Genomic DNA, 25,278 nt, shown 5'->3' on the forward strand with positions numbered 1-25,278 from the left:
GAACACCAGTTTGCATTTGCCATCTTGATGAACTTAAACCTACATCATCAGCTTGATTAATTCTTGCTGCAGCATCAGGATTGAATCTAAATCTTGGAGTTGTACCATCTGGAGCAAAGTCAGCAAATGTAATTAACTGAACTTGGTCAACACTAGTAAAATATCTTTTGCCTCAATTTTTATTTATAAGGTTAGTGAAATTATAGATATCGACTGTAATTTCAAGAGTATGTTTCTTTTTACCTACATTGGATGTAAATTCTTGAGCGAATTTTAAATCAATAACATGACTTGTTATTAAACGGTCACCCTTGCATTCCGCATAGTTACCTTTCCTACCTCTTAAATAATCGTCACCATCAATAAAAGCACTTAGTGCATTCCATTGTTGCTGTGGTATTAAAATATATACAGTAGTTAAAATAAGGTTAATTTCAATATGCTGTGACCTAGAGTTTGTGTTGAACCAATACCTTATATCTAAGTTCTCAAGTTAGCGAATATAACTTTAGCAAAGGGGAAATTATCAAAAAAACTTCTAATGTGTAATCTAAGCTTAAAACTTATAATATATACCAGTAAAAAAACCGCTTCAATTGAAGCGGTTTTACATTTTTGAAACGTTTATAAAATCTAAGAAGAATTAAATAAGTATTTTCCTAAATCTAGTTTCCATTAAATTATAAAATTAATACTGTTTCCCTAGAAAGAATACTTAACACCTAATTGAAGTTTCCAAGTTTGAGCATAAAAGTAGTTGTAATCATACGTTTTATCAGGGAACTTACCACTAACTTTATTAAATGAATAAGAAGGAATATTGCTAGCGTCCTTACCCTCATATTTTAAAATTCTACCATTACCAGAAATTGAGTTGTTTTTTTGCACACCCCATTCTGAATTTAACATATTACCTACATTTAAGAAATCCATGGTAAATTGTAATGTGTTATTATTTCCGCCTACTTTAAAATAGTATTCACGTACTAATTTTAGATCAAAACTATTAACCCAAGGGCTACGAGCCGCGTTAGCTTCAGCGTATTTGCCTTTGTTTGCTTTCAAATAACTATCTTGTTCCATGAACTTAAAAAATGCATCTTCGCTAGCAGTATTAATGAATTTAATGTCACCTTTAGCTTTTGGAATATAAATTAAATCTGACCCTATACCATCGCCATTCATATCATTTGAATATATAAAGCTATATCCATTAGGAGAGTATCCTGAATAGAACACATTAATAAAAGTAGCCGATTTTAATAAATTATTTGACCACGGAAGTTTGTAAGAAGCTGATCCAATTACTTTATTTGGCACCACATATTGAGAACGCTGAAGTTCTGGCAAATGCGGTCCATTAACTGTAACTAAACCTGTATATGCAGATGTTGCATTACTACCAGGCATACCAGAAATCTCTTGGGATTCTGTAAAAGTGTATGCTGCCATTAATTTTAAAAACTCTACTGGTTGTGCATTAATAGTAATATTTCCTATAGCACTCCATCCCTTACTTGTATTTGATAATACATAGGCATCTTTTGCAGTGTAAGTATAATTAGCTTTAGCTGGATAAATATATCTATCATCAGAACCAGAAAAACGGTTCCATGTAGCATCTGGTTGTTTTAGATTATAATTTTTAAGCATGACACCATTCATGTTTTTTGTATAAATACCTTCAACAGTAACCGATAATGGGAAAGAAACTGGAACTTCATAATCAAAGGCTAAAGAAGATTTCCACACTTGTGGCATTTTAAAATTAGAATCTACACCATTAATAGCGCTTGGTAAAACACCATTCGCAGGAGTGATTGTATTTGGTAAATTCAATTTTGTAATCATTTGATCTACATCAGTAATAATTGGCCCAGCTAAGCCTGCTAGAGCTGCATTAGCGGTTTTTACAGTACCATTTGCATTATATGTAGTAGTGGCCGCATAACTTCCTTGCACCATACCTGAATTGGTTGGCATATTGGTAAAAAATACTAATGGTAATCTTCCAGAGAAAATACCAGTTCCTCCACGAAGTTTCATTGTTTGATCTCCTTTTGTATCCCAAATAAAACCAACCCTTGGGGACAACTGAACGTTTGCATCTGGCCATTTACCAGTGTCAATTTTTCTGCCACCAAAATCTAGACCATAAATAGCATTATTTCTAAGAATATTGTCCTCATACTTCAAATAATCTGCACGAATACCATACGATAATTTAAAGTTAGGATTAACACTCCATTCATCCTGAAGATAAATTCCAAATTGATTGAAAGCAACTTCTGCAGTAGGATTTTTTTCACCATTATAACCATAAGTCAAAGCGAAATCTCTTGGAGCAGCCTGATTGATAAAATCATCAATACTTGCGTAACGATAATAACCCGTTCCATTTCTCATATAAGAATTGTTTGCCAACTGATGTTCAAAACTTAGCCCACCTGTAATTTTATGACTATCTAAATAATAGGTTAAATTATCTGTAACTGTAAATGTATTATTATTAACAGCATTGTTCCATGTGAATAGCTCATAACCTGCAGAAATATAAGGCTCAAGACTCTGAACACCTCCTGTAACACCATTCATGATGTCAATAAACGGAAATGGTGAAGAATTTGTACCACGTGCATCTTGTATTTTCGAAGATGTAATAAGAAGCTGATTTGAAAGCTTATCTGAAAATCTAGTATTTAAATCTAAAGATAGCGAATTCACAATATTATCCATTGAATAAATAGAATTAGAAAAAGCCATGGAATATTGTGAGATACGATCCATTGTGTTATTACGGAAACCAGCATCAGTAGAGTTACCATTAGTAGAAAACCATCCTTGATTTTTAGTGTAGTTGTATCGTACACTTAATTTGTTTGCATTATTGATATTCCAATCAATACGAAAAAGAAGTTTTTTATTAGTTTCATCTGCAGGATAATCACTGTAAGAACCTGGATCATAGCCATAGTTAGAGATTAAATGCTGTTTTACTCTTTCCATGTCTGCAATACTAGTGCGGGAAAGTGACATATTAAGATCGGCAACACCATTTGCTGAAGGTCTCCAATTAACAACTTGTCCTGGACGAACTATAGATTCTGCATTAACGAAAAAGAACAATTTGTTTTTAATAATTGGACCTCCTAAAGTTAAACCATAAGTTTTTGTTGATGACTCAGGACGTACTCCAAAATCAGTATTACCAATTTTATTGCCTCGCAAATCTTGGTTTGTTAAATAAGAATAAACAGAACCTTTAAATCTGTTAGTTCCCGATTTAGTAATCGCATTAATACCTCCACCAATAAAATTTGTTTGACGCACATCAAAAGGAGCTATTACTACTTGAATTTCTTCAATCGCATCTACTGAAATTGGACTTCCTCCTCCTGGCAGGCTAGAACTCAATCCGAAGTTGTTGTTAAAATTAGAACCATCTATCGTAAAGTTAGTTGAACGACCGTCCCCACCTGCAATACTCATTCCATTAGCATATGGAGAAAGACGAGCCATATCAGTTATGCTTCTGTTGATAGTTGGCATAGCAGTTATCTGCGCATTAGAGATGTTAGTTGTCGCACCTGTTTTCTCTGCTGAAAATTTTGTTCTTTTAGAAGTAACAATAACTTGATCTAATGTAATATTTTCTTCATTTAAAACTACATTATGAACATAAGCTGCACCTAGTCCAATAATAATGTTTTTAGTTATGTTTTTCCCATATCCAATATAAGAAACTTCTACACTATAAGGACCACCAACTCGCATTCCTGGTAAATTGAAATACCCTTCGCTATTTGTAACACTTCCGTAGGTAGTTCCTGAAGGTGTATGAGTTGCGATTACTGTTACACCTACGAGAGGCCCTGTTGCGTCTGAAACTCTACCAGTCATACTAGATGAAGTTACCTGAGCCATCATAACTGTAGTTAATAACAAAGTTACAGTCAGCAATAAAAACTTATTAATTTTTTTCATTGTTTTCATTTTAAATTAGTTTCGTAATATTTGGCAAAAATATAACATTTATATTTCTTAAAGTTAATATAACGTTAAGAATGATAATTATTTTATCCTCATATTTAGCTCATTTTACATTAATTGTAATTTTTAACCTGATTATTACTTTTTTGAACTAAATAGTTGCTTTTTATTATTGAATCATTAAAAAAATTTTAGTTAAGTTATAGAAGAATTATTTAATTAAGCGCTAGTTTCTATGCCATAATTTCTATTTTTTTTAAAATTTGGAAACCTCAGATGATTTCTTAAAAAGAAATAGAAATAATTTGAGAATTTTAAAAGATTACTTATTTTTTAGAAAATAGTTTAGTAAAAAAGTAGTTGAACTATCATGCTCTTTAACCACCTTGTTATCTATTTCTTCTAAAATTGAATTTGCCAATTGTTTTCCTAGTTCAACACCCCATTGATCAAAGCTAAATATATTCCAAATTACACCTTGTACGAATATCTTATGCTCATATAATGCAATTAATGAACCTAAAGATTCAGGTGTTAACTTTTGAATTAATATGGTATTGGTGGGTTTGTTACCAGTAAATACTTTAAATGGCAAAAGGAATTCAGCTTTCTCTGCTGATAGTCCTTGCTTGTGAAATTCAGCTTGCACTTGTTGTTTAGATTTTCCATGCATTAAAGCCTCAGTTTGAGCGAAAAAATTAGACATCAACTTATTATGATGATCTTGATCACCATATAAAGGAGAAACAAATCCTATAAAATCGGCAGGGATCAGTTTAGTCCCTTGATGAATTAATTGAAAAAAAGCATGTTGCGCGTTTGTTCCGGGCTCACCCCAAATAATAGTTCCGGTTTGATAATTCACTTCTTTCCCATCACGACCTATACTTTTTCCATTACTTTCCATGGTCCCTTGCTGTAAGTAAGACGCTAGTTTTTGCAAATATTGTGTATATGGAATTAAAGTTTCACTCTCAGCGCCAAAAAAATTATTATACCATATACTCAATAAAGCTAAAACAATGGGCATATTTTTATCAAATGGAGTATCTTTAAAATGCTTATCCATTTTATTAGCTCCTTTTAGTAGGCTATTAAAATTTTCATACCCAACTGCTAAACTAATAGTAAGTCCAACTGCACTCCATAATGAAAAACGTCCACCAACCCAATCCCACATTGGGAAAACATTAGCTGGATTTATACCAAAGTGAGTTACCTTTTCAATATTAGTAGAAACCGCAACAAAATGTTTAGCTACATCATCTTGACTAGCTGACTGTAAAAACCATTTTTTGATAGTTTCAGAATTAGTCAACGTTTCCTGAGTGGTAAAAGTTTTAGATACAATAACAAATAATGTCGTTTCAGGATCTAATTTCTTTATAATCTCTTGTACATGATCGCCATCTACGTTAGAAACAAAATGTGTATTTAAATGATTTTTATAAAATTGCAGTGCTTCAACTACCATAACGGGACCTAAATCTGAACCACCAATACCTATATTTACTATATCTGTGAATGACTTACCTGTATACCCTTTTCTTTCTCCAGAGGTAACTTGATTTGTAAACTGCTCTATTTTGCGTTTTACTTTATATACTTCAGGGATTATATTTATTCCATCGACAGTAACAACAGCGGAATCATCTGCTCGTAAAGCAGTGTGTAAAACGGCTCTATTCTCAGTTTGATTGATTATAGCACCGTCAAAATAATCAGTAATAGCACTTTCAAGCCCAACCTCGTCAGCAAGTTCAAGTAGTAATTCTATTGTTTCTTGGTTAATAATGTTTTTAGAATAATCAATTAAAATATCATTCCATTGTAAATGCAAGTGATGAGTTCTTTCGCTGTCTTGCTCAAACATACTTTTTATAGAAGTATTTTGCATTTCAACAAAATGAGCTTCTAGTTTTTTCCAAGCGGTAGTATCAGTTGGGTTTATTGTTTTTAATGCCATTAAATTTGAGTTTACTTGTGAATTTTGGTTTCATCAAAAATACTCAAATTTGTTTTAATCAGAATTATTTTCTTTTTATAATCAAGATAGAAAGCATGAAAATTTTATTTAGAAGATTTATAATCTCATTTTGAGATTATGCAATTATAAAAAAGCGCAGATATTCGGCATTACATTGTAACTTATAAATTCGCAATGCTATCTAATTCAAATTTCAATGGTTCAATTTTTTCCATAAACCGAGCTCTATTACTTCCTGTCATCGGCTCACCTGTTGGCAATTTTAAACGTAAAGCATCGACTTGAACTCCATTTTGCCAAAAGCGATAGCATACGTGTGGTCCAGTTGCTAATCCAGTACTTCCAACTAAACCAATCACTTGGCCTTGTGTCACGCGTTGTCCACGTCTCACTAATATTTTTGACATGTGTAAATACTGTGTTGAATAGGTTCCATTATGTTTTACTTTAACAAAATTACCATTTCCTGCTGTATAGCCACTTTGCTCTACAACTCCTCCAGCTGTCGTGGTAATAGGGGTTCCGCGTGGAGCAGCATAATCAGTTCCCTTATGTGCTTTCCATCGATGTTGCACAGGATGAAATCTACTAGAAGAAAATCGCGATGAAATTCTGCTAAATTTTATTGGAGATTTTAAAAAGAAATTTCTTAAGGTTTTGCCCTGCTCATCATAGTATTCAACCTTATCAGAATTAGGATTTTGAGCAAATGGGAAGGCATAAATAATTTTTCCTCTGTATTCAAAAAATGAAGCTTCAAGTTCCTCAACTCCATCATAAACTGTATCATTTATAAATCGCTCTGTAAAAGTAAGTGCAAAACGGTCCCCTTTTTTTAATTTCATAAAATCAATAGAATACGCATATATTTTAGCAATTTTACTGGCTAGCGCACCCTCAATTTTTGCATTGCCTAATGTTTCAGATAAGGATTCCTTTAAAACTCCACCTATAGTCCGCCTTTTAATAGTAACTGGTTTTGTTTTTTTATACGCTTTTATGATTGTATCGCGCATATCAATAACATAATAAGTCAATGCATCTGGTTGATAAATAAAAACTTGTAATTTGTGTTTTTTACTTTTTGATCGTAGTAAAGTAAAAGGTTTATTATATCTAATATTTCTAACATCTATAGAATCCTTTATTGCAGCAATAATGTCATAAACCCTATGGTCTCCAATATTTTGCTTGTCTATAATAGTTCCAAAAGTATCTCCCTTTTTTATAGTATCACGAACCACATTAAAATCAGCATAAACAAAGCCAAATTCTTCTTTTTTAGATACTGGTTTAACTATTTCTTTAACTTTTATGTTCTCTTTTTTATTACAAGACGCTAACGAAAAAAGTACTATTATAATTATTAATATTTGTTTCAAACCTTATTTTTTTTATCACACTAAATTTCCACTCCCCAATTTTCTAATTCATGACTGCTCCATAATTCTGGAAAAAAAATTCTTCTTTGAAATTTAGGATGCATATATTTTTTCCAGTCACTTCCTCCAGTTGCCGCACCATCACCTATGCCACTATGATCTATATATTTTTTGGCTGTATTCAAATGTTGCATGACCCATGTAATATTTACTGTACGGTCATAATGGCGCATCGCCTGAACTAATTCAGGATTTCTCTGATCATTTACTGGAAGCTGTATGAATTTTTGCCATATATTTATAGTGTTGTACTCTTCTATATGATTTAAAAACGCTTTTTTATATTTTTTTTCAAACTCATCTAACAAATAAGACTTTTTACCACTTCCATAATCTACCCCTGCTGCCTGCCAGTATAAGTGTTCAAAAGCAAATTCATAAGAAGTATTTGAATCAATTGTATCTCGATAACGATGATCGATCAAATTAATTAAATCTGTTGAGGAAAATTCAATTAATCTATATTGTGCGCTTTGAAAGCCGCTGGCTGGAGTTAACGTATTTCTAAATTTCATATATTGTTCTACTTCCATGCCGTCAGCCATAATGCTAAAAGACGACGTTAGCATATCAAAGTAGCGACTGATTCTCATTAATCTTTCGGTAAAAAAAACAGTATCAATTTGTTCGCAATAGGAAATCTGCTTCATCTCCCATAGAATCATTTTAAAGATTAATTCGTTTACTTGATGATACATGATAAATACCATTTCATCTGGAAGCGTAGTTCTTTGAATCTGAAGGTTTAATAGAGCATCTGTTTGAATATAATCCCAGTATGTAATGGGTTTAGACCATAAAAGGCCTTCAAGTTGTGTTTCTGTCTTTTGGTTTATTGATTGATATTTATGCTCGATTTCTTTTAAAAGATGATCTGTATGCTCATTGTTAATCATTATTATTTTGTTTTAAAAGGATATTTCAATCCTCTATATCCATCAATATCTGCTTTTATTGATCCTACGGCTAAACTAGCTTTTATTCTGAGTGGTAATTTATTATTATCATCTGAAATCCAAACGGTTAAACTTTCCTGCTCTTTAAATACGCGCCCCGATTGTACTAATGGTCTAAAAATCATTGCAGGCACAACGCCAAATTTAGTGCTTATATTTTCTCGTCCAATAAATTTTAATTTAAATTTTGTAGTCTCATCATCAAAAAACATGTCAATTGCAATAGACTCTCCTATTTTTAACTTATCAATATTAGGATGATTCCTTAAATAATAAAATGTAGATAATATATCTTGAGTGTTTTTAGGAATTAAAAGTGATTTTTCAGAATTGTTTTTATAATCTTTAACGATAACCCTATTTGTTGTTTGATTGAAAAAACCCTCTTGATTTTTGGTATATCCACCCTCGTTTATCTTTCTTACATATTGATAGGGATTACCCGTTTCTTTATCAATATAACTTTCGTAAACATCCTCAACCTTAAAGAAAAAACGAGACATTCCAGTAGTATATCCTTTACCTATGACATGAAAAGACTTTTTGTTATTTACAACAGCATCTTTAACCTCTAAAGTAGCGTAACCAGCATTGACAATACCATAGTGAATTCTAAGTTTGATCCACTCTCCAGCATCAAAGGCGTTTTCTTGTAGGGTATCAAAACTAACTGTGGTTATTAAAATTAATATAAGTAGTATTTTTTTCATTGCTTTATCAAGTAAGATTGGTATCCCTATTTACAAAATTCATTCCAAATGTATAAAAACAAAAAAACTCAGTCAAATAATGACTGAGTTTTTATGCTATTAACTAACCAAAAAACTATAAATTATGAAATTTATATCAAATTAAGAAGGAAACCACCCCTTCTAGTTTTGCGAGGGCAAAGGTAAATAAGAAAACAAGTTTTTCTATATAAAAAATATACTTTAACACTATATTTATAAAAAAACATGTCGTTCATCGGTTAAAAATGCACTTTACATTAAAAAAAGGGCTTTTTATAGCGTTCCACGTAATGCTTGTTCTCTCTCAATTGATTCAAATAGCGCTTTAAAGTTACCCGCACCAAAACCTTTAGCTCCCATTCTTTGAATGATTTCAAAAAACAAAGTTGGTCTATCTTGCACTGGTTTTGTAAAAATTTGCAATAAGTAGCCTTCTTCATCGGCATCGACCATGATTGCTAATTTTTCGATTTCGTTTAAATCTTCTTTCATCATTTTCATGTGATCTCCCAGTCTTTCTGGAATCGCTTGATAATAGGTATGTGGTGGCGCTGATAAAAATTCAATTCCTCTCGCTTTTAGTTGTGAAACTGTTTTTATAATATCATCGGTCGCAATGGCAATATGCTGGATTCCTGGACCTCCATAAAAGTCAAGATATTCCTCGATTTGAGATTTTTTCTTTCCTTCAGCTGGTTCATTTATTGGAAATTTGATTCTTCCATTTCCATTGGACATTACCTTACTCATTAATGCAGAATATTCCGTATTAATTTGTTTGTCGTCAAATGACAAGAAATTCACAAATCCCATTACTTCTTCATAAAATTTAACCCAAGTGTTCATTTCGTTCCAACCTACATTACCCACCATGTGGTCTATGTATTTTAAACCTGTTGGTTCTGGATTATAATCTGATTTCCATTCTTTATAGCCTGGTAAAAATACACCTGTATAATTTTTCCTTTCTACAAAAATGTGAACCGTGTCTCCGTAGGTATAAATTCCAGAGCGTATTACTTCTCCAAATTCATCTTTTTCAACTGTTGGTTCCATAAAAGAACGAGCACCGCGCTTGATTGTCTCCTCATAAGCGCTTGTAGCATCTTCAACCCAAAGAGCGGCGACTTTTACGCCATCCCCGTGTTTTTTTAGATGTTCATGTATAGGAGAATCTTGAGTTAAGGGTGTAGTTAAGACAATTCGGATTTTATCTTGCTTTAGTACATAAGACGTTCTGTCTTTTACTCCTGTTTCCAATCCTGCATAAGCTAATGATTGATAACCAAAAGCTGTTTTATAATAATGTGCAGACTGCTTTGCATTCCCTACGTAGAATTCTACGTAATCGGTTCCTAATAATGGAAGGAAATCTTGAGCTCCTTCAAATATTTTTTCTAAACCGTATTCCACTGATTTTACTTCTTTTGACATATTCTTTTAAATTATATAATTGGTTAATTAGATAATTAGTTAATTAGTTATTTCGATAATTTGGAATCGAGAGAATTATCAGTAATTTACTTATCTCATTTTCAAATTTCCTAATTTTCTAATTTCTAGTTCTCTAATGGTTCAATTTTGTCGTTGCTATTATTTTATTTAGTATTCTTAAAATTTCTGATAAGTCGTTCAAAAGCCCTTCACAATCAGGATAAGCTTGATGAGCATGACATAAGAACAACCAATATTCTGTTTCGTCAGCCTCTTTTATTGCAATTTATAAATTGTGGATAAAATCTGCTTTACTTTCTGCGTTCTGTGATTCCTTTGAATTTGCACCTATCGAAGTACCGCTTTTTGATAATTAATTTGCAATAACAAACTTCTTTTTTTCTTGCAGCTCTTCAGTATAATCAATTATTTTTAATACAAAATTAAAATTACGTTGTCTTTTATATTCCTCGTTGAATGTCATATTTTGTAAATTAGAAAATTAATAAATATTAAAAATTAGTAATTTATTCACAGCACATTTAGTCCATTCGGTTTTAAATTATCTAATCGTCACATTATCTAATTATCTAATTTTTCTTACTCTACCCACGATTTATAATACATACCATCATCAAGTCCCATCGCTTCTTCTGTTACCATTAGCGGGCGAAAAGTATCAACCATTACTGCTAATTCATGCGTTTCTGTATGACCTATGCTTCTTTCCATCGCACCTGGCGCTGGACCATGAGGAATTCCCTTTGGATGCAATGTAATATGACCTTGCTCTATGTTATTACGTGACATAAAATCACCATCTACATAATATAATACCTCATCACTATCAATATTACTGTGATTATAAGGAGCAGGAATTGATTTTGGATGATAATCGTATAGCCTTGGAACAAATGAGCAAACTACAAAAGTAGCCGTCTCAAATGTTTGATGAACTGGTGGCGGTTGATGTACGCGTCCTGTAATAGGTTCAAAATTATGGATACTAAACCCGTAAGGAAAATTGTAACCATCCCAACCTACAACATCATAAGGATGTGAAGCATAAACTATTTCGTGCATCATTCCTTCTTTCTTGATTTTGATTAAAAAATCCCCTTTTTGATCGTGCGTTTCTAATTCAGTAGGCAAAATAAAATCACGCTCACAAAATGGCGAATGTTCTAGGTGCTGACCTGATTCGTTCTTATATCTTTTAGGGGTATAAAAAGGTGAGAAAGATTCAACATAGAATAATCGATTTTCATCTGTATCAAAGTCAATTTGATAGATCATTCCTCTTGGGATAATTAAATAATCACCATATTTAAAAGGGATATTTCCCATCATGGTGCGCAATTTTCCTGTTCCTTTGTGAATGAAAATCATTTCATCTGCATCAGCATTTTTATAGAAATAATTGCGAAATGATTTTCTAGGTGCTGCTAATCCTATAGTACAATCTTTGTTGACTAACATGGCTTTACGGCTGTCTAAGAAATCATCCTCCGGTTTTAGTTCAAAACCTTTAAAAAGTAATGATTTTATATTTTTCCCAATCGCAATTTTTGGCTCAACAGAATAAGAGTTTACAATTTCTTTAACCTGTGTAGGTCTATGAACGTGGTACAATAATGATGAATGTCCATTAAAGCCCTCCGTTCCAAAAAGCTGTTCGTAATATAAACCGCCATTGGGTTTCTCGAATTGTGTATGTCTTTTTTGAGGGAAACTACCCAATTTATGGTATAAAGGCATCGTAATTTGAATTAGAAAGTTAGAAAATCAAATCTATATAGAAAATGAAAAGATACTACTGGTTAATATTTTAATTTGCTTGCTATTTTGGATAAATTTAAAAGATCCATTTGAAAAACAATCTTATTATTTACTGTACAACTATTTATCAAATTATTCATTCCAAATTTCTATTAATCATAAATTACAGATTATTTAACAAACCTATCTGTTTATTCTAAATAATAACAAATATCGGAATTTATATTTATATAAATTGTATTTAAAACAAAAATCCTATACTAAACCAAGTAAATCCTTTGGGTTGTTCTGGAGACCAAGAATATTTCATTTCAACAGGTCCAATTATTGTTTCTAAACCATACCCTACTGCATAACCTGAATATTTTGGAATAGAAATCCAATCTACTGTTTCAAAGAGTCGATCACCTGCATTAGCAAAATTAGCTGAAAAATTAATATGATTTTTTTTGTAGAATTCATAATCCACTGTTGCCGTTGATTTTATATAGCTATTTGCAACTAAACTTAAATAATCATATCCATACAAATATTTAAAATTGTTGATTGGATTATATCCGTAGCCTCCTAAAATAAAATTAAAAAAAGTAACGCTTTCTTGTCCAAAAGAGAAACCTGCATCAGTTTCTATTTTTAAAGTAGCGTTTTTAAATAATGTCGCCACTACTCCAAAATCAGCTTTTGCAATAGAAAAAGGTTGGAAATTACCCGTGTAATTTGATGAGAATAAATAAGTTTGTATGTCACCTGTAAAAAACCATCCTTTCTTAGGAAAATATTTGTTGTCATAAGAATCAAATTTCATGTAACTAAACAAACTCACATAATTACTTTTATCTATTATAGGATCTACATTAGCGAGTGTCTCAGACTTAATTTTTAAATATTTTAATTCAACACCACCACCTATCAAAAATTTTTGGACAAATAAAGACTGAAAATATATTTGATTGGTTTGATCTGAAAAGTCAACATTAATTGTATTAACATCAACATTACTGGATACCATTGTACTGATTTCTTTAGCTATATTTCTGTTAAATTGTGTGTAATGTGACTTAAAGCCAAAGCTCAAATTAAATCCGTTTTCAATATAATAATCTAAATTATATCTAAAATTATCTCCTAAAATAATATCTAATGAGGCTAAGTCATTTTTAAAAAGTGTTTTTTTACGTGTCAAATTTATCAACACACCACTTTTAAATAAATTATCGTAATGCAATCCAAATTTCAAATATGTTTTTGTTGAGTTTTCTTTTAAATCGAGATTTAAGTCGACACCCTCTTTATTTTTTTCAAAAGAATAAGAAATCGTACCAAAATTTTGTGTAGCATTTAAATTGTCTATTCCCGTATTCAAATCACGATAATCTATTTTTGAATTTGGTTTGAATCTTAATTTTCCATGAATATATTCATTAGTATAATCCGCTAATTGGTTAGTGTTTATGGCTTTAATCTGTAAGCTATCCGATTGTAAATTAAGTTTTGGTTTTCTATATGGATTAGATTCATCCGTTAATTTTTTAATTTCTTCAAAAACGGCAAAAGTGGCTTCTTCACCTTTTATAATTATTTCTTTTCCTTTATCAAATGAAATAACACCATATTGAGTGATATCTGGTTTTATATAAACATCTGTGTTTTCAATTTTTTTCTTCATACGCTCAATCGAATGTAGATTTGTAATTTGAACTAAAATTTTAGTAGCATCTTTTAATTGATCTCTATCCAATAAATCGTTCTGAACGTCCACACCTATAATTATATCAGCGCCTAATTTACGCACTTCCTCAATGGGATAATTATTAACTACCCCACCATCTACTAAAATCTCCCCATTTATTTCAACTGGCGAAAATAAAGATGGAAATGAAGCACTTGCAATCATTGCTTGTGCTAAATTACCTTTGTTTAACAACACTTCTTTTCCTGTCTCAATATTAGTAGCAATGCATAAAAATGGAATGGGAAGCTGATTAAAATCTTTAATGTCCCTTACATTTCTTGTAATCCTACTCAATAAATTATAGTTATACAGTCCTTTCGATAATGCTTCGGGAATTCCAACTTTGAAATTTTTGAAGGGTAAAACAAGTGAATACATTTCTTCATTTCTTTTTTCGTAAAAATTTTTTGAAGATCTTGGTATATAATCATTAATTAGTTTGTTGAAATCAGTTGATTGAAAAATAGAATCAATTTGAGCTGCATTGTATCCAGAGGCGTAAAGACCTCCTATAACTGCACCCATACTGGTGCCGCCAATATAATCTATTTTTAATCCAGCCTCTTCTAATACTTTTAAAACACCAATATGAGCAAAACCTTTAGCTCCACCGCCGCTTAAAACTAAACCTATTTTTGGGTGTTTTATATCTTGTGCTATTGTGGTTTGTGAAAGAAAAAGTATAGAAAACAGAATAAAGAATATGGTAAGAAATTGTCTAGATGAAAATGGATTTAAGCCCCAGATGGAAGTGAAAAGCCTCGATAGCGAAAAATCTATTTTTTCTTGAAAAAAAAGAGCGACCTTAGAAGCTCCTTTTTTTTTATTAGAAAAAAAGATTTTTCGCAGAGAGCTTGAAACGGACAGCTGGAATAGGCTCATAAAAAAAAGACTAGTTATTGTTGTAAAAGTCGACAATTTTTTTGGCCTTTGATACTCCTATCACTTCAGAAATTTCTTTTTCGCTGGCTAATTTTAATCTTTTAACACTTTTAAAGTGTTGAATTAAAGCTAACATCGTTTTTTCACCAATCCCTGGAATGCTTTCAATTGAGGAGTTTAATGCTGCTTTACTTCTTTTATCTCGGTGATGGGTAATTCCAAAACGATGCGCCTCGTTTCGTAATTGTTGAATGATTTTGAGTGTTTCTGATTTTTTATCTAAATACAAAGGAATTGAATCGCCTGGATAAAATAATTCTTCAAGCCTTTTAGCGATTCCTATGATAGCAATTTTTCCTCTTAAATCGAGTTCATCTAAACTTTTAAGTGCGGCTGATAATTGTCCTTTTCCACCATCGATAATGATTAAATTAGGTAGTGGTTCGTTTTCATCTAATAATCTTTTATATCGTCTATAGACCACTTCAGTCATGGAAGCAAAATCATCAGGACCTTCGACCGTTTTTATGTTAAAATGACGGTAATCTTTCTTGCTTGGTTTGCCATCTTTAAACACCACACAAGCCGAAACGGGATTTGTTCCTTGAATATTAGAGTTATCAAAACATTCTATGTGACGCGGTTCTAATGGTAATCGCAGGTCTTTTTGCATTTGTGCCATAATGCGTTTTGTATGGCGATCCGGATCTACAATTTGTAATTGTTTTAACTGTTCGATGCGGTAAAACTTAGCATTCCTGATGGATAAATCTAGAATTTGCTTTTTATCGCCTAGTTGTGGGACAGTTACTTTTACGTTCTCACCAACTTCAACGAGAAATGGAACTACGATTTCACGTGATAATAAATGGAAACGTTCACGTAGCTCGATAATAGCTAATTCCAATAATTCCTCGTCAGTTTCATCAAGTTTTTTCTTGATTTCCATGGTGTGCGATCGAATGATGGAACCGTGAGCAATTTGTAAAAAATTGATGTAAGCGGCACTTTCATCAGAAACAATTGAAAACACGTCGATATTGCTAATCTTAGGATTTACAATTGTAGAACGCGACTGATAGTTTTCTAAAATTTCAATTTTTTCTTTTATTTTTTGCGCTTCTTCAAAGTGCATATCAGCAGCTAGATTAATCATTACTCGCTTGAAATCTTTCATGCTTTCTTTGAAATTCCCTTTTAAAATTTCTCGGATAGCATCTACTTGCTTTTGATAATTTTCTAATGTTTCATGTCCCTCACACGGCCCCATGCAATTGCCTATATGATATTCGAGACAAACTTTAAACTTACCGCTTTCTATATTACTTTTAGTTAAGTCATAATTGCAAGTTCGAAGTGGGTACAGCTCTTTTATAAGATCTAAAATAGTACTTACAGTTTTGAAGCTGGTGTACGGTCCAAAATATTCTGAGCCATCTTTGACCATTCTTCTGGTGGCAAAAATGCGTGAAAACGGTTCTTTTTTTATGCACAACCAAGGGTAACTTTTGTCATCACGCAACAACACATTATAGCGAGGTTGCAAGGTTTTTATTAAATTATTTTCTAATAAAAGTGCATCGGTTTCTGTGGGGACAACAATGTGCTTTATGGTTACAATTTTCTTTACCAGTACATTGGTTTTTGCCGTATCATGAATTTTATTAAAATAGGAAGAAACCCTTTTTTTTAAATTTTTGGCTTTGCCTACATATAATATTTTGCCTTCTTTATCATAATATTGATATACGCCTGGATTGTCAGGCAAGGTTTGGATTTGAAGTGCTAAAGCAGTTGGAGTCATAGAACAAAGTTAATGGCAAATATTTCGATATACAAACTTAAATTTTGTTAACTAATTAGAATAAAAGTTTACAAGAAATATAGTTCATAATTAGTTATTATAGTTATTTTTATCTTTTCAAGATTTAAAGATGAAATTAAGCACAACTCCTATTATTCTTTTTGGCGAAAGCATTATGCCGGGAGAAAACAAGACTATAAATGTTGAAATTGCCAGATTGCATACCACAACAAAACTAAATATGCCTATAATAGTAAGGCGATCTAAATATGAAGGGCCTATTGTGCTCTTCTCAGCAGGGATTCATGGTGACGAAATTAATGGAGTCGAAATTGTAAGACAGTTGATTCGTAAAAAAATAAATAAACCCAAAAAAGGAACAGTTATTTGCATTCCTATTATTAATGTTTATGGTTTTATCAATAAATCAAGAGAATTTCCAGACGGAAGAGATTTAAATCGAATGTTTCCTGGAAGCAAAACGGGTTCGTTAGCAAGCCAATTCGCTTTTTATATTCTTGCAGAAATTATGCCGATTGTGCAATATGCTGTTGATTTTCATGCTGGTGGCGCCAGTAGGTTTAATGCTCCACAAATTAGAATATCGCATAATAATTCAGATTTAAAAGGTCTAGCGGATGTCTTTAACGCCCCTTTTACTTTGTATTCTAGAAATATTGTGGGCTCGTTCCGTAATTCTAGCGAGAGAATGGATGTTAAAATGTTACTTTTTGAAGGCGGGAAATCGCTTGATATCAATAAATCAGTCACTAATGAAGGGGTAAATGGAGCAGAGCGGCTGCTTTCTCATTTAGACATGTTAAACGCTAAACTCGATGTAACTGTACAACCTTCGAATACTATTTACATTGAAAAATCAGGTTGGATTCGAGCTAAATGTTCTGGATTACTTCATGATCATAATACCATTGGCACGTTTGTAAAAAAAGGAACTGTACTTGCAATCATAACAGATCCATACGGGAAATTTGAAAGGAAAGTAACAGCACCAAATGCCGGTTATATTATCAATGCAAATCATTCACCAATCGTATATGAAGGTGATGCTATTTATCATTTATCGAATGCACTAGATTCAGAGGAAGGCGAATAAATAATTGAAATGAAAAAATTAGAATTAAGACTAAAATACAAAGCGCTACGAAAAGAATTTTCTGAAAGAGAAATAGAGGAAATGAGTTTGGCTATTGCCAATAATTTACTCAAACTTCCTATCTGGCAAAAGACCTATTTCCACATTTTCCTACCAATAACGGAGCATAATGAAGTAAATACTGAGTTTTTATTGCATTTACTGTCAGGCAAAGACAAGGAAACTATTATTTCTCAAAGTGATTTTAAGACTAGAAATATGACTCATTTTTTACTAACAGATAATACTAAAATCAAGAAAAACGAATACAATATTCCTGAACCGGTTGATGGTATTCAAGTTCCATCAGACAAAATAGAAGTTGTTTTTATTCCACTTTTAGCTTTTGATAAAAAAGGACACCGTGTAGGTTACGGAAAAGGATTTTATGATAAATTCCTTTCGGAGTGCAAGGCAGAAACTATTAAAATAGGACTATCTTTTTTTGAAGCGGAGGAATTAATTGAAGATATATTTGCAGGTGATGTACAATTGGATTATTGTGTAACGCCTCAAGGGATTTATGAGTTTTAATATATTTTAAAAAATTGAAACTTATCATTAATTAGACAATACCGTCTTTGAAAAAATAAAAATCTTTGTAAAAAAAAGCCCGATAACAAATCGAGCTTTTTTTTTACAACTATTTACGATAATTACTATTATTTTGGATCGAGAATAGTCTCAATTCTCTTTATACAATCTAAGTAGTGAAATTTTGTTTCGGCGTTAACTGCTGCTCCTTTTGCGGTTACAAGCGTACCTTTCAAAATATTTAATTGACCTCTTACTAATCCTCTAATATCAGATTGAGAAACGTTATAATATTCTTTTGATCCTGCTTTTAATTCTTCAATCATCAAGAAACTCATTCTTTCGATGTAGGCACGTTGCAAGTTTCTTCTGTAAATAGTAACATTCGATCCTGAGCTAGCTTCTTTCCAAATCCCTTTGCGCATGTCTTGAAGTAAATCAGAAGCAGTGTAATTATTAGCTCCTAAAATTTCAGCATCCATCAATCGTCCTATGCGATCAAGGCTCAAAATAGTATTTAAATGACGAACTTGCAAACCTCTAAAACGCTCCGTATAACCCGAATAATTAATGTTTTTTAATGTTGGAATATTTACCAGCCAAGTTGGTGATGAAAAAGCATTCGACTGCAACCATTGCATGGCTTCTTGTTGTTTTGCTTTTGGCACCACATCATAAACACTCCCTTTCTGATTTGGTTTTTTAGTGTTTTCATAAACGCCACCAACATTTGTGACAACATGACCTACATATCTACCCCAAACATCTAGCATTTCTTTATACAATTCATCTAAATCTTCGTAATTATTTGTTACATCACTTGTCCATTTTGACAAATTAGAGGCTACATATTCTAAGTTTTTAAGTCCGTACGTACTCGCTTTCATCGAATTATTCCCAATATCTTCCGTTTGAGATGTAGGGTCAAAACTGCTACTTTGTTTACCAAATTTATAATTTAGATCTCCTGCTTTGTCCATAATCCATTTATTTAGTGTGGGAACTTCAACTTCGGGAGAAGTAGCATTTGGAATCACACGATAACCCCAGTTTAACGCGTAATAATCATAAGGTCCCATTTGACGAATAAAACGAATCCCTTGATCACCCGGCTGAGCGATATAATTAAAACGGGCATAATCCATTAAACTAGCAGCTATTCCACTTTTTTGAGTAAACGGGCCATTTCTATAATTTTCTATTTCATAAGCGCTACTAGCTCCCATATTATGTGGAAAACCCAGCGCATGACCTACCTCGTGAGCAATTACAAATCGCATCATTTCACCCATTTCTTCATCAGACGTGTTTAAAGTTCGAGCTGATGGATTAGCAGCTCCCGTTTCTAATAAATATCTATTTCTATAGGAACGCAAATGATTGTGATACCAAATCACATCGCTCTCAATAATTTCACCTGTCCTAGGATCAGAGACACTAGGCCCAACTGCATTTCGAGTTGTACTCGCTACATAACGAATTACTGAATACCGTATATCCTCTGGACTAAAGTCAGGATCTTCCTCTATTGTAGGAGGATCTTTAGCGATAATTGCGTTTTTAAAACCGGCTGACTCAAAAGGTTTTTGCCACTCTTCAATTCCTTGTTTAATGTATTTCCTTAATTTTTCTGGCGTAGCTGGATCGATGTAGTAAACGATTGGCTTTATTGGCTCCACTAGTTCTCCTCTAGCATAAGCTTCAGGATCTTTTGGCTCGAGCCTCCATCTACGAATAAACGTTTTACTATCTGATTTTAATTCTTTGCTTCCGTAATCAATTTGGTTCATTGTAAACCATCCCACTCTAGGATCTGCTAGTCTTGGTTGCATAGGAACTTCAGGTAATAAAATCATCGATTGATTCATTTGTATACTGATAGTCTCGGCATCTTTCATTACTGGAGGATTGGAAGCATTATAGCTAAAGTCTTGAATAACCTCTATGTTCATGGGAAAACTTTTCATAGCTGTTATAAAACTACGAGAATCGTCTAAGCCTTTTACTTTATAGGTTTCTCGCATGGAAGCAGAAAGACCGCTGATTGCTTTTACATCTGTGCTATAAAACTTAGTAACATCAATAACCGTGTTTTCAGCATTTGTGCTGAAAGCAACAATGTCAAAAGCAAACAAAACAGGTTCGTAGTTATTATTTTTTACCGAAAGACTAATGGGTAAACTACCATCTGCCACAGCACTATATGATTTTACTTTTAGCAACACTTTGTCTTGAAAACGCTGCCACACTACTAATTGCTCATTGGTTTCAGAACCTGCGTTAACATAACCGCCACCTAAATCAGAAGGTAATTTAGAAAGCCGACTTACTAAAAGCATGTCTTTATCTAAAAGTTTATTGGGGATTTCAAAATAGTATTTTTTATCTACTTTATGAACAGTAAAAAGTCCATCATCAGATTTAGCCTCTTTGGTAATCACTTTACCATAGTCCTTAATCGAGGTTTCTGGTTTTTTCTCTGCAACAGCGGATGCAGTTTGTGCCATCTTTTCTTTTTCCTTTTTAGACTGAGCAAACTGCGTTGCAGGAATTAACAAAAGTGAAGAGACCGCAGTTAAAATAAAAAATTTTTTCATTTAGTATTTTTTGTTTGTTAGGGTTGTTCAAAAATAATTTTTAAGCCTGCAAATATGATTATTCCTTAATGATTTAACTAAAAATTAACAATTAAAAACAAAAGCGATTTTGAATATTTGTTCAGATTTGTTGATGTTTTTAAACTTAAAGAAACAAATTAAAGAATCACTTTGCAAATTTTTTATAACAACAAAATATTTTTATCGCTTTTTTTTACTTAAATAAATTACATCTAATTTGATACTATTCGCCAGAGATTGCTATTTTTACCTTTAACACAAACAATTACTAAAACAAATTAAAATGAAAGCACAATTCTGGAATGGTAAACCTATTGCCAGTGCTTTATTTGCTGTAACCACAATCTTTTTTATCAGCAACCTTCAAGCACAACAACTCAACGACAACCAAACTGTTAAAACAGCAACTCAGTCTACTATAAAAATTACAACAGCAGCTAAAATTAATCCTACTACTATAGCGGTCACTTTTTCAAACAATCAAAATATACTTTTCGATTTTTATGGGGAGAATATTTTTAGATTGTATCAAGATAATTCTGGTAAAGCAATGCGCGCACCCGAAGCAAAGCAAGAAGCACATATATTAGTTGACAATCCTAGAAAAATAATTTCCACTTTGGATATAAACAATCAAGAAAGTGAACTGTCTATATCCACTGCTTCTATTGCGATTATTTTTGATAAAAATACCTCATTATTCAAAATTATAAACTCGAAAACAAAAGCCGTAATTGTTGAACAAACGGTACTTCCTGTTTTTGAAGAAAAGCAAGTTAAGCTAACTTTAAAAGAAAATCCAAAAGAATATTTCTATGGCGGCGGTGTTCAAAACGGTCGATTTTCTCATAAAGGAAAAGCAATTGCTATAGAAAACCAAAATAGTTGGACGGATGGTGGCGTTGCTTCACCAACTCCCTATTATTGGTCTTCTAACGGATACGGAATTATGTGGTACACTTTCAAAAAAGGGAAATATGATTTTGGCGCCAAAGCAAAAGGCAGCGTGCAACTCTCCCATGAAACGGATTATTTAGATGTCTTTTTTATGATTAACGAACCCCTAACAGGTTTATTAAATGACTTTTATCAGTTGACGGGAAATCCAGTATTGCTGCCGAAATTTGGCTTTTACGAAGGTCATTTGAATGCTTACAATCGTGATTATTGGAAAGAATCTCCAAAAGGAATTTTATTTGAAGATGGAAAAACCTATTCTGAAAGTCAAAAAGACAATACAGGTATTAAAGAATCTTTAAACGGAGAAAAAAACAATTATCAGTTTTCGGCGCGTGGGGTAATCGATCGTTATAAAAAACACGATATGCCGTTGGGCTGGATTTTGCCTAATGATGGGTATGGCGCTGGTTATGGCCAAACAGAAACTTTAGATGGCAATATTAAAAACTTAAAAAGCTTTGGTGAATATGCCCGAAAAAACGGTATTGAAATTGGACTTTGGACACAATCTGATCTTCATCCTAAAGAGGGAATTAGTGCGCTTTTAGAAAGAGATATTATAAAAGAAGTTAGAGATGCTGGCGTTCGTGTGCTTAAAACAGATGTGGCGTGGGTTGGGGAAGGCTATTCTTTTGGACTTAATGGCGTTGCCGATGCTGGAGTGGTCATGCCACAATACGGAAATGATGCAAGACCTTTTATCATTTCCCTTGACGGATGGGCTGGAACGCAACGCTACGCCACGATCTGGTCTGGTGATCAAACGGGTGGCGTTTGGGAATACATTCGTTTTCACATTCCTACTTATTTAGGTTCGGGATTATCAGGACAACCTAACATTACCTCGGATGTAGATGGAATTTTTGGCGGTAAAAACCCAATTGTAAATACTAGAGATTTCCAGTGGAAAACTTTTACTCCAATGCAATTAAACATGGATGGATGGGGTTCTAACCCAAAATATCCTCATGCTTTAGACGAACCAGTGACTTCCATCAACAGACATTATCTAAAATTGAAATCAGAGCTTATGCCATACGCTTATAGTATTGCCAAAGAAGCTGTGACTGGTTTACCAATGATTCGACCGATGTTTTTAGAGTCTAAAAACTCCTTTACACAAGGAAAAGCAACCCAATACCAGTTTATGTATGGACCAAATTTGCTAGTAGCACCTATTTATCAAACTACTAAATCAGATGATAAAGGTAATGATATCCGAAATGGCATCTATTTACCAGAAGGAACTTGGGTTGATTATTTCAGTGGAGAAAAATTCCAAGGAAATCGCGTTATTAATGAGTTTGATAGTCCAGTTTGGAAACTGCCTGTTTTTGTAAAAAGCGGTGCAATTATCCCAATGGTAAATCCTAATAACAATGTGGGCGAAATCGATACTAGATTGCGTATTTATGAAATTTACCCTGACGGTAAATCCCTATTTACGGAATATGATGACGATGGGATTTCTGAAGGGTATAAAGCAGGAAAAGGAACTTCAACTGTAATAGAATCTGAAGTTAAAAAGAACAAAGTTACGATCACAATTCAAGCTACTACAGGGGATTTTAATGGTTTTGTAAAAGAAAAAGCAACTGAATTAAAGATTAATGTAACGCAAGAACCTAAAAAAATAACCGCTAAAATTGGCAACAGAAAATTCAAATTATCTAAAGCGAATTCTTTAGCAGATTTTCAAAATAAAGAAAATGTTTATTTTTATAATGCTGCGCCAAATTTAAACCAATTTGCCACTAAAGGGAGTGAGTTTGAAAAGGTAATCATCACTAAAAATCCTCAAATTTTAGTAAAATTAGCCTTGACCAATACAACTGAAAATGCAGTAACTGTTGAAATAAAAGATTTTAGTTTTGCACCAATTGACAATTATGAAGTAACCACGGGACCTTTAACAGGAGTAGAAAACGCAGCTGTTTTAGAGTCGGATTCTGAACCGTACACGCTGAAACCCTCTTGGAACAAAGTCAATAATGCTGATTTCTACGAAATAGAATTCGATGATATGCTTTACACCACTATCAAAGGGACTGAATTATTGTTTAATGGATTAAATGCCGAAACAAATTATAGTTTTAAACTTCGCGCCGTAAATAAAAGTGGCTACTCAGCCTGGACTACTTTCGACGCTAAAACAAAAAATAATCCGCTCGAGTTTGCTATAAAAGGAATCACAGCAACACTAAATGTGCCAGATCAAGATGGCTCTGGAATTGAACAGTTATTTGATTATGATGAAGCTAATATGTGGCATACAAAATGGGATATAAACGCTATTCCCTTTGAAATGGTTATCGATTTAAACACAAGCAACCAAATTGAGCGGTTTGATTATTTACCAAGAATGAGCGGTGGCAACGGTAATTTACGAAAAGGGAAAGTATATTACAGCATTGACAAACAGGATTGGATTGATGCAGGTACATTTGAATGGAAAAATAACTCCGAGGTAAAAAGCTTTAAATTTGAAAACCAGCCAACGGTTCGTTTTATAAAAATTATGGTTAGCGAGGGAGTTGGTAATTTTGGTACTGGTCGTGAGTTATATGTTTTTAAAGTTCCAGGAACATCAAGTTATCTACCAGGCGACATCAACAATGACCAATTGATTGATCGAAATGATTTAACTTCATATATTAATTATATAGGATTGCGACAAGGTGATGCTGATTTTGAAGGGTATGTAAGTAATGGTGATGTAAACAAGAATAAACTAATCGATGCGTATGATGTATCTACAGTAGCTACAAAAATTGATGGTGGCATTAGTGACACTAAAATTGATAATTTAGCTGGAAAAATAGTTTTAACCACTGCAAAACAAAGTTATAATAAAGACGAAATGATTGAAGTGAAAGTTTCTGGCAAAGACTTGAAATCTGTAAATGCGTTAAGTTTTGCACTTCCATACGGCACGAGAGATTTTGAATTTGTTGGAATCCAATCTTTAAACACTAAGAAAATGGAAAACCTAACCAATGATAGATTACACTCTAATGGAGAAAAAGTGTTATACCCTACTTTCGTAAATTTAGGAAAACAAGAAGCTTTAGAAGGAAACTCCGATTTGTTTATTATCACGTTCAAAGCAAAACAAAAAGTGAAATTTAGTTTAAAACCGATGCAAATGATGCTAGTAGATAAAAATTTGAATGCGTTAAAAATGTAAGTTAATCTCTTTAGCTAAAAACCAGTTTACATTAATAAAAGCCCTTTCAACAAAATAGAAAGGGCTTATTTTTAAAATGATTTTAAATT

The 25,278-nt window shown here is 32.7% G+C and carries 14 protein-coding genes; 3 read left to right on the forward strand and 11 right to left on the reverse strand.

What is annotated here, in order from left to right:
- Positions 1-702 precede the first annotated feature (702 nt).
- The 10 genes from RCH18_RS01220 to uvrC all read right to left on the reverse strand — a co-directional run bounded on the left by RCH18_RS01220 (position 703) and on the right by uvrC (position 16,737).
- Positions 703-3,984 carry a TonB-dependent receptor gene (locus tag RCH18_RS01220; RefSeq protein ID WP_326934935.1) on the reverse strand — a complete coding sequence of 1,094 codons (3,282 nt, stop codon included), beginning with the start codon at positions 3,982-3,984 and terminating at the stop codon, positions 703-705.
- Positions 3,985-4,312: 328 nt separating this feature from the next.
- Positions 4,313-5,956 (reverse strand): glucose-6-phosphate isomerase, encoded by a 1,644-nt coding sequence (pgi, locus tag RCH18_RS01225; protein WP_326934936.1) that lies wholly within the window; start codon positions 5,954-5,956, stop codon positions 4,313-4,315.
- A 182-nt stretch (positions 5,957-6,138) separates the two neighbouring features.
- Positions 6,139-7,359 (reverse strand): M23 family metallopeptidase, encoded by a 1,221-nt coding sequence (locus RCH18_RS01230; RefSeq protein ID WP_326934937.1) that lies wholly within the window; start codon positions 7,357-7,359, stop codon positions 6,139-6,141.
- Positions 7,360-7,379: 20 nt separating this feature from the next.
- A complete protein-coding gene (locus RCH18_RS01235) occupies positions 7,380-8,315 on the reverse strand; it encodes a tryptophan 2,3-dioxygenase family protein (RefSeq protein WP_326934938.1) in 936 nt (311 codons plus the stop codon).
- A gap of 2 nt (positions 8,316-8,317) precedes the next feature.
- Positions 8,318-9,085 carry a DUF3108 domain-containing protein gene (locus RCH18_RS01240; protein WP_326934939.1) on the reverse strand — a complete coding sequence of 256 codons (768 nt, stop codon included), beginning with the start codon at positions 9,083-9,085 and terminating at the stop codon, positions 8,318-8,320.
- A 294-nt stretch (positions 9,086-9,379) separates the two neighbouring features.
- A complete protein-coding gene (gene hppD, locus RCH18_RS01245) occupies positions 9,380-10,540 on the reverse strand; it encodes a 4-hydroxyphenylpyruvate dioxygenase (RefSeq protein WP_326934940.1) in 1,161 nt (386 codons plus the stop codon).
- A gap of 133 nt (positions 10,541-10,673) precedes the next feature.
- Positions 10,674-10,826, reverse strand: a complete 153-nt coding sequence (locus tag RCH18_RS01250; RefSeq protein ID WP_326935008.1) for a four helix bundle protein — start codon at positions 10,824-10,826, stop codon at positions 10,674-10,676.
- Positions 10,827-11,140: 314 nt separating this feature from the next.
- Positions 11,141-12,298: a homogentisate 1,2-dioxygenase gene (locus RCH18_RS01255; protein ID WP_326934941.1), complete on the reverse strand. Its 1,158-nt coding sequence runs from the start codon at positions 12,296-12,298 to the stop codon at positions 11,141-11,143.
- 262 nt (positions 12,299-12,560) lie between these two features.
- Positions 12,561-14,933: a patatin-like phospholipase family protein gene (locus RCH18_RS01260; RefSeq protein WP_326934942.1), complete on the reverse strand. Its 2,373-nt coding sequence runs from the start codon at positions 14,931-14,933 to the stop codon at positions 12,561-12,563.
- Positions 14,934-14,943: 10 nt separating this feature from the next.
- Positions 14,944-16,737, reverse strand: a complete 1,794-nt coding sequence (gene uvrC / locus RCH18_RS01265; protein ID WP_326934943.1) for an excinuclease ABC subunit UvrC — start codon at positions 16,735-16,737, stop codon at positions 14,944-14,946.
- A gap of 130 nt (positions 16,738-16,867) precedes the next feature.
- Here uvrC and RCH18_RS01270 point away from each other — a divergent pair, with 130 nt between their 5' ends.
- Both RCH18_RS01270 and RCH18_RS01275 read left to right on the forward strand, forming a co-directional pair.
- Entirely contained in the window at positions 16,868-17,851 is a 984-nt protein-coding gene (locus RCH18_RS01270) for a succinylglutamate desuccinylase/aspartoacylase family protein (RefSeq protein ID WP_326934944.1), read from the forward strand.
- A gap of 9 nt (positions 17,852-17,860) precedes the next feature.
- Positions 17,861-18,424 carry a 5-formyltetrahydrofolate cyclo-ligase gene (locus tag RCH18_RS01275; RefSeq protein ID WP_326934945.1) on the forward strand — a complete coding sequence of 188 codons (564 nt, stop codon included), beginning with the start codon at positions 17,861-17,863 and terminating at the stop codon, positions 18,422-18,424.
- Positions 18,425-18,552: 128 nt separating this feature from the next.
- Here RCH18_RS01275 and RCH18_RS01280 read toward each other — a convergent pair whose 3' ends face one another.
- Complete coding sequence (locus tag RCH18_RS01280) at positions 18,553-21,021, reverse strand: zinc-dependent metalloprotease (RefSeq protein WP_326934946.1); 2,469 nt, start codon at positions 21,019-21,021, stop codon at positions 18,553-18,555.
- Between the two features lie 304 nt (positions 21,022-21,325).
- Between RCH18_RS01280 and RCH18_RS01285 the strand changes: the two genes are divergently transcribed.
- Positions 21,326-25,189 (forward strand): TIM-barrel domain-containing protein, encoded by a 3,864-nt coding sequence (locus RCH18_RS01285; RefSeq protein ID WP_326934947.1) that lies wholly within the window; start codon positions 21,326-21,328, stop codon positions 25,187-25,189.
- Positions 25,190-25,278: the final 89 nt, after the last annotated feature.

This window comes from Flavobacterium sp. PL11 (genome assembly GCF_035985025.1).
GTDB lineage: Bacteria > Bacteroidota > Bacteroidia > Flavobacteriales > Flavobacteriaceae > Flavobacterium.